At 60.3% G+C, this 11,940-nt stretch carries 4 protein-coding genes; all 4 read left to right on the top strand.

The features are described from left to right. The first annotated feature begins 93 nt into the window (after positions 1 to 93). On the top strand, positions 94 to 1,539 hold the full coding sequence (locus WMO66_RS03160; protein ID WP_349134960.1) for a hypothetical protein: 1,446 nt from the start codon (positions 94 to 96) through the stop codon (positions 1,537 to 1,539). 361 nt (positions 1,540 to 1,900) lie between these two features. Beyond that, entirely contained in the window at positions 1,901 to 2,914 is a 1,014-nt protein-coding gene (locus WMO66_RS03155; protein ID WP_349134959.1) for an S-layer homology domain-containing protein, read from the top strand. Between the two features lie 20 nt (positions 2,915 to 2,934). Further along, positions 2,935 to 8,493 (top strand): S8 family serine peptidase, encoded by a 5,559-nt coding sequence (locus WMO66_RS03150; RefSeq protein ID WP_349134958.1) that lies wholly within the window; start codon positions 2,935 to 2,937, stop codon positions 8,491 to 8,493. A 20-nt stretch (positions 8,494 to 8,513) separates the two neighbouring features. Then, positions 8,514 to 11,831, top strand: a complete 3,318-nt coding sequence (locus WMO66_RS03145; protein WP_349134957.1) for an S-layer homology domain-containing protein — start codon at positions 8,514 to 8,516, stop codon at positions 11,829 to 11,831. The last annotated feature ends 109 nt before the right edge of the window (positions 11,832 to 11,940 follow it).

Here is an 11,940-nt window from a genome sequence, read left to right as displayed (position 1 = left end):
TTTCAAGATTTTCAAACCGATAAGTTGGGGCGAAAGACCCGCTGAGCGCCGCAGCCGATTTATTCAGAGGTTCCCTAGAAAGAGAGGGTAACCATGAAACAACAGACCCGTTTTTATGTCAGCCGGAAAAACCCGCTGACCTGGATCGCCGCGGCCCTGTCGCTGGCTTCCATCGTTCTGCAGATCCTCGCGCTCTGCCTCGGCGAGGGAGCCGTGATCAGCACCGTGAACATCTGGTTCCAGAAGGTCCTGCCGATGGCGGTGAGCCTCGGCTTTGCGCTCCAGCTCGTGCTGGAAGGGGAGACGCGGTTCTATCGCACGTCGAAGCCCATTTTCTGGGCCTGCGTCTACTTCGGACAGGCGGCGCTCGACCTGCACCTGCACGGCGGCTACGCCCTGTTCGGCTATATGCGCTATGTCGTGATGTGCTGGATCCTGTACCTGCTGCTCTACCTGATCTATCGCCTGACCATCACCGGCAAGATCCCGGTGTCCTATCCGCTGCTGTTCACGCTGCTGGTCCCGCTGGCCATCCTCATCTATGATCTGGCGATGGCCGGCTGCACGATCCCCGTGTGGTACCGCCTTGTCAAGATCTCCAACATCGCCATGGCCGGCAGCGCCGTCGTCGCCGTGCTCGCGATGCGGCCGTTCACGGACGGGGCTTACCACCCGACGTGGGGCGACCGCAAGGACGGCCGTCTCATCCGTACGCTCAGCCCGATGAACATCGTCGCGGGCTACATCATGCCCACGCGCAACGATGCCTGCAACTCCATCCAGACGACATTCGAAATTTCGAAGGTCGAGCGCTACATCCGCCAGAAGCGCGCGGAGGGCATGGAGTCCTTCGGCCTGACGCATGTGCTGCTTGCGGCCTATGTCCGCTGCATCGCAAAGTACCCCGGCGTGAACCGCTTCTTCTCCGGCCAGCGTGTCTATCAGCGCGATGACGATGTCCAGTTCACCATGACCATCAAGAAAGACATGCGCACGGACGGCGAGGAGACGACCATCAAGCTCCACCTCAAGCCGACGGACACGACGAAGGAGGTCTATGAGAAGCTGAACGCCCTCATCGACGAGGTCAAAAACACCCCCCTTGACAGCTCGTTCGACCATGTCGCGGCTCTGCTGGCCAGTATGCCGCGCCTCCTGCTGAAGTTTGTTGTCTGGTTCCTGAAGACGCTGGACTACTTCGGCCTGCTGCCGACGTTTCTGACGGACCTCAGCCCCTTCCATGGCACGGTCATCTTCACGTCCATGGGCTCGCTTGGCATCCCGCCTATTGTCCACCACCTCTATAACTTCGGCAACCTTCCTGTCTTCGTCGCCTTTGGCCGTAAGTACCGCAAGGTCGAGCTCGACCTGCAGGGCAAGCCCGTCACGCGCCGCTATGTCGACTTCGTCATGAATACGGACGAGCGTATCGTCGACGGCTTCTATTACGCGACGGTCATGAAGTACTTCGAAAAGCTCCTGCGCGAGCCGGAGCAGCTCGATCTTCCGCCCGAGGAAGTCCTGCGCGATATTCCCTGAACCCAAATATCCAAAGCTCCTGCGTGTGCACTGCATGCGCAGGAGCTTTTTGCGTCTCCGTGTCACAGACAGCTGTCTGCCTGTGGCTGAAATGAGAGACGAAATGTAAGACGAATATACGCGAAAGTGTAAGAATATTTGTGAGAGAAAATAGAGCGATCAGCACACCAGAAGGGAATGAATTGTGATTAGCTGGCAAATAAGGACATTTAATATGGATATTCCACGACAGAAAAACAGAAAGTCAGGCAAATTTTTCCTTGCATTTCCATACAGCATGTGGCATAATTAAAGTCGCAGTTTACAACGCGTTAGCGGAGCAAAGCGCTAACGAGCCAAAAAGGAAAGGATGGGATATGCAATGCGCAAAAAACTGACTGCGCTGCTGCTGGCCTGCCTGCTGCTGGTTTGCCTGGTCCTGCCGGTGTCCGCTGCGGACGCTCCGGCGCTCTATGGCACGGCCAATGCCGCGGACGGCACGGTCACAGTCACACTCAGTCTTCGCGGCGGCAGCGCCGTGCGCAGCGGAGCCTTCACGCTCAGCTACGACAGCTCGCTGACGCTCAGCAAGACCGAAAAGGGTCTGCCGCTTGCAGTGGCAAACACAAAGGAGAAGGGAAAGGTCGTCTGCAATTGGGTCGGCGGCGCAGCCGAGGCCGATCAGGCCGTGCTGACGCTGACGTTCACGAACGCAGCGACGAAGAGCTATACCTTCAAGGTGTCCGGCGCCAAGGTGACGGACAAGAACTATGAGACGACGAAGATCGCTGACTTCCCGATCAGGATCTATGTGGCCTGCAACGGTAAGAACTGCCCGTCCAAGAGCTACAAGGATGTCGATCAGACGCAGTGGTATCACAATGCTGTGGACTATGTCCTCGGCAATGACCTGATGAAGGGCACGGGCAAGACGACGTTCTCCCCGGATGCCACTCTGACGCGCGGCATGGTCGTCACGGTCCTCGGCCGCGCCGCCGGTGTGAAGACGTCCGACTATACCGGAACGAGCTTCTCCGATGTCAAGGCCGGCAGCTGGTATGCGCCCTATGTGCAGTGGGCCAGCAAGCAGGGCCTCGTCAAGGGCTATGAAGACGGCACGTTCAAGCCGGAGCAGAATGTGACCCGCGAGGAGATGGTCACCATGCTGTTCCGCTGCTGGCAGAGCGAGGGCAACACCTGGAAGACGGATGTCACCGCGCTCAATGCATACAAGGATTCCGCAAAGGTCTCGAGCTGGGCGCTTCCCGCCATGCGCTGGGCTGCTGCTAACGGCGTCGTCAACGGCGTCGGCGACAGCATGCTGGAGCCGCAGGGCCAGGCAACGCGCGCACAGTTTGCGAAGATCATCATGGTCTACCTTGAGAATCTCGCATGAAAGGAGCGCAGGATAGAAGAATGAAGCACTGGAATCTGAAACGGGTCCTTTCGCTGCTGCTGGTCGTGTGCATGGTCACCGGCCTGCTGTCCGGCGTCTCCGCCATGGCGGAGGATCAGACCGCGAATTATCATGAGATCTCCACCGACGGCCTGAAGCTTGCAACGGAAGACAATGCCGCTGCGGACGAGACCGAAACGGAAGAGGCTCCCTATGCCGACACCGATGTCGTGCGTGTGTTCGTCGTGCTGGAGGACAAGCCCGTCCTGCAGCAGGGCTACGCTACCCGCGGCATCGCCGGCAATGCTGCCGCCATGGCAGTGTCCAAGGCGCTCGAAGCCAAGCAGGCGGCGCTGGCCGCAGAGATCTCTGCGAACGTGCTGTCCGGCGAGACGCTGAACGTCCACTGGAACCTGACGCTGGCCGCTAACGCCATGTCCGTTGACCTGCCATATGGCAAGATGGACGAGGTCGAAGCGCTGAAGGGCGTTAAGAGCGTTATGCTCGTTCCGCAGTACAGCATCGATCCGCGCGAGCAGGCCGATCTCAACACCATTTCCTCCGGCAATATGATCGGCAGCTACAACGCCTGGCTCGAGGGCTATACCGGTGCGGGCAGCCGCATCGCCATTGTCGATACCGGCCTGGATTCAGACCATCCGTCGTTCAACAGCGCTGCGTTTGATTACAGCCTGCTGGTTACCTCGACGAAGAACGGCAAGCAGATCGCGGATTACAATCTGCTGACCGCCGCGAAGATCAACGAGGTCCTGCCGCAGCTGCATGCCGCAGAGCGCTATGAGGGCCTGACCGGCAATGCTCTGTATGTCAGCAGCAAGATCGCCTTCGGCTTCAACTATATTGACGCCACTCTCGACATCACGCATGACAACGATCAGCAGGGCGACCACGGCACGCACGTTGCCGGTATCGCCACGGCCAACCGCTATGTGGAAAATGCGGACGGCACCTACACCTACGCTGACAACGGCGTCGTCGGCGTTGCGCCCGATGCGCAGGTCGTCGTTATGAAGGTGTTCGGCAAGAACGGCGGCGCCTATGCCGATGACTACATCGCCGCCATCGAGGATGCCATCGTTCTGGACTGCGACAGCGTCAACCTGTCCCTTGGCTCCGCGGCGGTCGGCTTCACGACCCCCGGCGAGGCCTACTTCGCCAATGTCATGGATTCTCTGGACGAGACGGATACCGTCGTTTGCATGTCTGCCGGTAACTCCGGCAACTGGGCTGAGGACTCCGTCAACGGCCTGCTGTTTGCCGAGGATTCCAACACCGGCCGCGTCGGCTCCCCCGGCGCCTATGAGGATTCTCTGGCCGTCGCCAGTGCCGACAACATCGCCAACACCGCGGAGTATTTCACGGTCAACGGCGCGAACTACACCTACGCCGACGGCGCAGGCAAGACGTTCACCGGCGGCGCGACCTGCAAGAGCGCAGCCTTTACGACGCTCGATAAGTCCGAGGACAAGAGCGGCACGGAGTATGACTTCGTGTTCATCGGCGATCCGACCGACCCGGACGACACCGTGAAGTACGGCGGCGAGAAGTCCGACTTTGCGAACACGGCGGGTAAGATCGTCCTTGTCTCCCGCGGCAACGGCGTTGCCTTCACCGATAAGCAGATCAATGCGGATGCCGCGAAGGCTGCCGCCATTATCGTCTATAACAATGTTGACGGCTTCGATGCCATCTATGCGGCCTGCACGAAGAAGCTCCCGTTCATCACAATCCGCCTCGACCAGATGAAGGCGATCCTCGCCTCGGCCACGCAGGACGAGAACGGCGTCTGGGGCGGCAAGCTGACCGTCCACGGCAGCGGCGTCTACACCGACATGAACGCCACCGGCGGCGTTATCACCATGAGCTCCTTCAGCTCCTGGGGCGTACCCGGCGATCTGTCTCTGAAGCCCGAGATCACCGCTCCCGGCGGCAACATCTATTCCACGCGCACGGACGGCACCTACGGCCTGATGAGCGGCACGTCCATGGCGTCTCCGTCTGCTGCCGGTCAGGCAGCCGTTGTCGCGCAGTACATCCGGGAGAACGGCCTTGCGGAAAAGGCCGGCCTGACGGCCCGCGCTCTGGCGCAGAGCCTGATGATGGGCACGGCCGTTCCCATCATGGACCCGGATTCCGACGTGGAGTACTCCCCGAGAAGACAGGGCTCCGGCCTTGGCAACGTGGAGAACGCCGTGAACAGCCCCGCCTATGTGACCATTGACGGCAATGACGACGGCAAGGTCAAGGTGGAGTTCGGCGACGATCCCGCCCGCACCGGTACCTACAGCTTCTCGTTCCATGTCAACAACCTGACGGACAAGTCCGTCTCCTACAGGCTCAGCGCCAGTGTGCTTGCGCCGGAAACCGTCACGGATGAGGAGTCCGGCACGAAGTTCATCGCCATGAACGATGTTGCAGTCGGCGCAAATGCGGTCTTCACGACCGATGCGGCGGGCTACGACCTCAACGGAGACGGCAAGCTCGACGACGGCGACGTCATGGCGATCCTGAACCATGCCGCCGGTCTGGAGCAGCTTGCAGACGCTTCTCTGGCCGACCTGAACGGCGACGGCGCTGCCGACGAGGTCGATGCGCAGATCCTCAACGACATTCTCGAGGGCGGCTCCTATGAGGGCAAGACGCTTGAGAGCCTGCAGAGTAACGACGTCGTGACCGTCCCGGCCAACGGCAGCGTGCAGGTCCATGCGACCCTGAGCCTGAACGAGGAAGGCAAGCAGTATATGGAGGAGAACTTCTCCAACGGCAACTACCTCGAGGGCTATGTCTACCTGAATGCCGAGACCGATGCCGAGGGCAAGCTTGGCGTCAGCCAGTCCATCCCGTTCCTGGCCTTCTGGGGCAACTGGACGGATTCCTCCATGTTCGATACCAGCGTCTATGCCGAGGATCGCTTCAACGAGATGCCGCACAAGTACCTGAATGTCGCGCGGGAGAACTACTACAATGTGAAGAAGGCGAGCAGCGGCAATACCTTCATCCTCGGCGTGAACCTCTACGCCAACGATGATGCGTTCCTTGCTGACCGCACGGCTGTCCGCGCGGGCGATACGCTCATGACCATAAACTACAACCTGATCCGCAATGCGCAGGACGTCAGCTACGTCATCCGCAATGCAGAGACCGGCGAGGTTTATTTCAGCAAGGACTACGGCAAGCAGTCCGGCGCCTTCTACCATACGAACAACGGCTCCTGGGCCTACACCATGACGACGAAGGGCATCAGCTGGCGCTTCACGGACAACGAGGGCAATGCGCTCCCGAACAACACGAAGCTCGAGCTCGTCCTGACTGCCGTTCCGGAGTACTACACCGCCGACGAGAACGGCAATTACACCGGCCTCGGCAAGGGCGCAGCGTGGGAGACGCTCGTTACCGTCGATAACGAGGCACCGGCCGTCACCCAGATGTTCTTCTCCAGCGATCCTGCGGGCCGCAAGCTCATCAACATCGCGGCGCAGGATAACCAGTACATCTCTGCCATCCAGTTCCTCACGACGGACGGCAAGCTTATCGGAACGCTCTCTCCGAACCAGCAGACGGCAAACGAGGCACTGAGCCTTTCGGTCAACGCTGCTTCCATGAAGCAGGACAAGGTCGTTGTTGCGGTCGTGGACTATGCGGGCAACGCAAGAGCCTATGAGCTCGAGCTTGGCCTCGGCGGCGACGACGGCGACGAAGAGCCCGCAGTGGAGCTCAATGGCTTCTTCGCCTTCAACTCGACGAACAACACCTGGGCGCGCTTTGAGCCGGATACGGCCAAGACCCCGGAGACTGCAGCAGAGGCCGATGTCCAGTTCGCTTCTGCGGAGTATGTCAACGGCTACACCGTGGCCTGCACGACGGATGGCTATCTGTACGTTATGCAGCACGGCAAGTTCGAGCCGACGCCCGTGTGTTACCTGAACGCCATTCTGATCGACATGGCTTATAACAAGGCCGACGGCAAGCTGTACGCCATGGCAGCTCTCAATGACGAGAACGGCGAGCCGCAGTACGGCAAGCTCGTCACCGTCGACATGTTTACCGGCGAGCTGACCGAGGTCGGCTCGATCACGAGCGACATGATGCCCTCGTCCCGCGACGGCGAAGTGCCGCAGGTGCTGGCCATCCGTGACGACGGTACGTTCTATGTCATCAACGCCTCCACGCGCAACACCTACCTCTACAGCTTCCGTCTGACTGAGGACGGCAAGATCGGCGAGCTGACGAACGTCGGCAAGACCGGCTTCAAGGCAAACTATCTGCAGTCCATGGCCTTTGACCACTCTACCGGCGAGCTCTACTGGGCACAGTTCGTGCGAGCCTCCAGTTGGGCACGTCCGACCTACAAGCTCGTGAAGCTTGACCTCACGACCGGTGCCGGCACGGCACTCTCCGATCTGCCCGGCGAAATGACCGGCCTGTATATCGTTCGCGGCCAGGGCGGCTCCACCGGCAAGACCGACAAGCCTGAGAAGGTCCAGCTCACCACGACGAGCGCCACGCTCTACAGCGGCAACAAGACCGCCCTCGAGGCCTTCGTGACCCCGTGGAACCTGACCGACCGCTCCATCGTCTGGTCCTCCTCCGATGAGAAGATCGCCACCGTCGATGCAAACGGCGTTGTCACCGCAGTCAGCGAGGGCACGGCAGTCATCACCGCCGCCTCTAAGCTCGACGGCACCGTCAAGGCCGAGTGCACCATCACGGTCATGCAGAACAACACGACGCTGACCGGCATCGTTCACAATGCAGACGGCCAGAGCTTTGTTGCCGACATCGATGTCGACTCTGCAAACTACAAGTACCTCACCGGTGCACTGGAGCAGGATTACTACTCCGTCGTTCAGACGGGCGATACGCTGCTGGCCTCCGGCGACGGCAACCTCTACAGCCTTGATGCCGAAAACGGTTACGCAGCCAAGGAGCTGTGCTATACCGGCGACCTGTTTATGTCCGATATGGCCTACAGCCCGAACCTTGACCTCACGCTCGGCACCTATGGTTACTACCTGATACTCGTCGATCCGACCACCGAGAACGGCTACCGCGGCCTATGGAATCTGCAGGGTGCGTTCACCGCCATTGCGGGCATTGCCTATGCGGGCTATGACAGCACCTACAACTACTTCTATATGCTGTCTGCCTCCGGCACGATCCACCTCATCGGCATCGCTCCGAACGGTGACGGCTACACGCTGAGCCTCCTGCACACCATCGTAACGGACAAGTCCCTTGCTATTACGGGCCAGCATATGTATCAGTCCCTGTACTATGATATGGAGACCGGCTGGATCTACTGGGCACGCTTCAACGGCGAGGACTCCTCCAGCATCATCGCGATCAACGAGGAGACCGAGGAGGCCGTCCTCCGCGGCACGTTCGACGAGGCTGCATGGCCCGTTGTCGGCCTGTTCGCTTCCAAGAGCGGCGCGATGGATCTCGACCGCACCGGCGATTTCAACTTCAGCGAGACCTGCACGCTGGCCCAGACCGAGCTGAGCAGTCAGGACGCCGTGGCGCTCCCCGCCGGGAGCCTCCCCACGCTGGAGCATTAAGCTCAGAATAGGAGGAAACCATGAATCAACTGATGAAACGGGTGCTGTCCGTCCTGCTGGTCGTGTGCCTCCTGTGTTCCGCGCTCCCCTCTGCCTTCGCGGCAGAGGGCGGCGGGTTCACGGACGTCTCAAAGGACCACTGGGCGTATGACGCCATCACAGAAGCCGTTGCCGCCGGTTACTTCAAGGGCGTGAGCGACACGGCGTTTGATCCCGAGGGCACGCTGACCCGTGCCATGCTTGTGACCGTTCTGGCGCGCGCCGCCGGTGCGGAAACGGACGACAATGCCTCTACCGGCTTCTCCGATGTGGCAGTGGGCACCTGGTACACGGGCGCTGTCGCATGGGCCGCCGAGAACGGCGTTGTGACCGGCGACGGCGACGGCACGTTTGCCCCGGACCGCGCGGCCACCCGGCAGGAGACTGCCACCATCTTCCTGCGGCTGCTGAAGCTGCTGAACAAGACCCTCCCCGAGATCGAGGAGGTTAAGACCTTCACCGATGCAGCCGACATCGCCGCCTGGGCGGAAGAGGCTGTGGAGACCATGCAGACGGCAGGTGTCCTGACCGGCTATCCGGACGGCAGCTTCCTGCCACAGAACCCTCTGACCCGCGCTGAGGCCGCTACGCTCCTGTGCCGCTTCCTGAAGGCTGCGGAGGATAAGCCCGAGCCCACGGAGCCGACGGAGACCGAACCGACGGAGCCCGAGCCCACTGAGCCCGAGCCCACCGAGCCGAAGGAGCCGATCCACGTCACCTTCGTCTCCGAGCACAGCGCGGCCTATGTCGAAGGCAAGGCCGTCACGGAGCTGACGCTCCCGGAGAATGTGAACTTTGTCGAGTTTATCGCCCGCGCTGACGAAGGCTATGAGGTCTATGACGTCTCCGCAACGAGCGGCCGTCTGGCGAGCCACGGCAGCAACTACATCCTGGCCGGTCTGACCGAGGACGTCACCGTCACACTGTCTGACGGCCTGATCCAGCATACCGTCACGTTCAATGCCGTCAACGGCACGACACCGGTGCAGGTCAAGGTCCAGCACGGCAGCACGGTCGAAAAGCCCGCCGATCCCGTCAAGACTGACGATACCTTCCTCGGCTGGCACACCGCCAGCGGCGCGGAATGGGACTTCGCGACTCCGGTCACGAACAACATGACGCTCTTTGCCTATTGGCTCAACGACACCTATGTCGGCGCGACGGTCTATCTGGACGGTGTCAAGGGCAGCGACTCCAACGACGGCCTGTCGGAGGAGACCCCGGTCCGCACGTTTGCTGCGGCTGCGGCTCTCATCTCTCCGAAGGTCACCGATGGTGTCATCTGGGTCACGCATACCGTGACCGTGCTCGATGAGCAGACGTGGGACCTCAAGGGCCGCGACTGCATCGTCAAGCGCGCTCCGTCCTGCACGGGCAACATGATCGCCGTGGACGGCGGCAGCCTGACGCTCTCGAACATCACGATCGACGGCAATGCCGAGGTCTTCTCCGAACTGTCCGCCTCCGCTCCCGCGAGCAACACCATCTATCTGCTGAACTATGCGACGATGACGATGAACAACGCCGTTGTCACGAACTGCTACGGCGCACAGGGCGGCGCGTTCTATGTGGAAGACTCCACCCTGATTCTGAACAGCGGCAAGATCTCGAACAACACGTCCAAGTTCACCGGCGGCGCGATCTACCTCAAGTCCAACACGAAGGACGATAAGACCGTCTTTACAATGAATGGCGGCGAGCTGTCCCATAACGTGGGCGGCTCCGTTGCGGGCGTCATCAACGTTATGGGCAGCCATCCTGTGGAAGTGAACCTGCTCGGCGGCGCGTTTGTGAACAACTCCATGTCGACGACGGGCGCGAACCTCGCCTGCATCTCTGCCACGAATGACGGCTCTACCGTCGTGCTCGGCGGTGTGAAGTTTGCCGGCAACACGAACAAGGACGGCGAGATGATCAACGCGCTGACCCTTTCGACTCACAACGTTACCCTCATTCCGACGGAGGATACCGATTTCCAGGACCCGATTTACATCAACAACGCCTATGGGTCCTCCAAGGACGTTGCGATTCGCGTGCCTGAGGGCCTGACCAAGCTGAAGGGCAAGCTCCCCATCCTGCTGGCCAAGGAATTCGTCGGCGCAGCCACCATCTCCGGCGGAACGGGCGAGGGCGCTTATGCCCTGCAGCCGAGCGACATGGAGAAGGTACATGTTGTCAATGGCATCGACGGCGCTTATTACCTCGAGGTCAATGAGAACAACACGGCGGTCTTTGCCGAGGTCAAGACGAACGACATCGTCGTCTACCTCAGCGGCAACGGCAATGACACGAACGACGGCCTGACCGTTAAGACGCCGGTCAAGACGTTCGAGAAGGCCAAGGAGATCCTGAAGGCCCGTGTTGATGCCATGGAGACCATCCCCGATGACGCGAACTTCGTCATTTCGCTGGTCTACCGCATCCAGATCAAGGAAGACTGCTCGCTGAACTTCAACGAATTCGGCGAGAATGCCAAGCGCTGCATGGTCCGACGTGATGCTACGAACACCTCCGGCTATATGTTTGACATCAAGGAAGCGAACGTCACCATCGAGAACTTCCGCGTGGACGGCAACAGCAAGTATCTGAAGAGCGGTGTCAATGCCTCCTTCAGTATCGGCTCCGGCGCACAGGTCACTGTGAACGACGGCTTTGAGATCGCCAACATGATCTTCGGCGCAGGCGGCGGAGTGTTCAATCTCGGCGCGAACAAGACGGAGACCCTGCTGACCATCAACGGCGGATGGTTCCATGACCTGACCGGCTACAACGGCCTGATCGTCTATGGAAACTGCATGTCTCTGAGCACCTATGTGCCCGCGCGCTGCGTTGTGAACGACTGCCTTGTTGAAAATGTCACCGGTTCCTATGGCCTGCTGCATGCCATGAAGTTCGTGACCATCGAGATCAATGGCGGCAGGTTCCGCAATATCACGATGAAGAACGACATCGGCTATCTCGCGGCTGTCAACGGCGACGCCACGGCGAGCATCGTCCTGAATCCCACGCCCGCAGGCCAGACCGCGGAGCTGAACGGCGATATCTACCTGCTCAACTCCAAGAGCGATGAAGACGGCAACCTCAGCAAGACCTCTGACGGCTATGTGACCATCGGCGGCGCGCTCGACCACGACGTTGTGATCACCGGTAACCTCATGATGTGGGGCACGGTGGTCGCCACCGGAACGGACGACTACAAGCTGACGCAGGCTGATCTGGCCCACATCAGCACGGACACCGGCGATGTCCTTGTCCTGAAGGAAAAGACGAACACCATCGAGATCGCTAGGACCCGCTGATGTCCCGCACATAAGAAAATGGCTGCCCGGCGCATCGAGGGCACCGTCACGCTGGACGGCGAGGATATTTTTTCCCGCAAAATGGACGTGAACCTGCTGCGCAAGCGCG

The sequence above is a fragment of the Faecousia intestinalis genome (assembly GCF_040096185.1).
Taxonomy (GTDB): Bacteria; Bacillota; Clostridia; order Oscillospirales; family Oscillospiraceae; genus JAZOXB01.
This window is presented reverse-complemented; position numbering and strand designations above follow the sequence as displayed.

Coding starts and splice junctions, on each gene's coding strand:
- WMO66_RS03145 (WP_349134957.1), top strand. CDS start 8,514: ATGAATCAACTGATGAAACGGGTGCTGTCCGTCCTGCTGGTCGTGTGC.
- WMO66_RS03155 (WP_349134959.1), top strand. CDS start 1,901: ATGCGCAAAAAACTGACTGCGCTGCTGCTGGCCTGCCTGCTGCTGGTT.
- WMO66_RS03160 (WP_349134960.1), top strand. CDS start 94: ATGAAACAACAGACCCGTTTTTATGTCAGCCGGAAAAACCCGCTGACC.
- WMO66_RS03150 (WP_349134958.1), top strand. CDS start 2,935: ATGAAGCACTGGAATCTGAAACGGGTCCTTTCGCTGCTGCTGGTCGTG.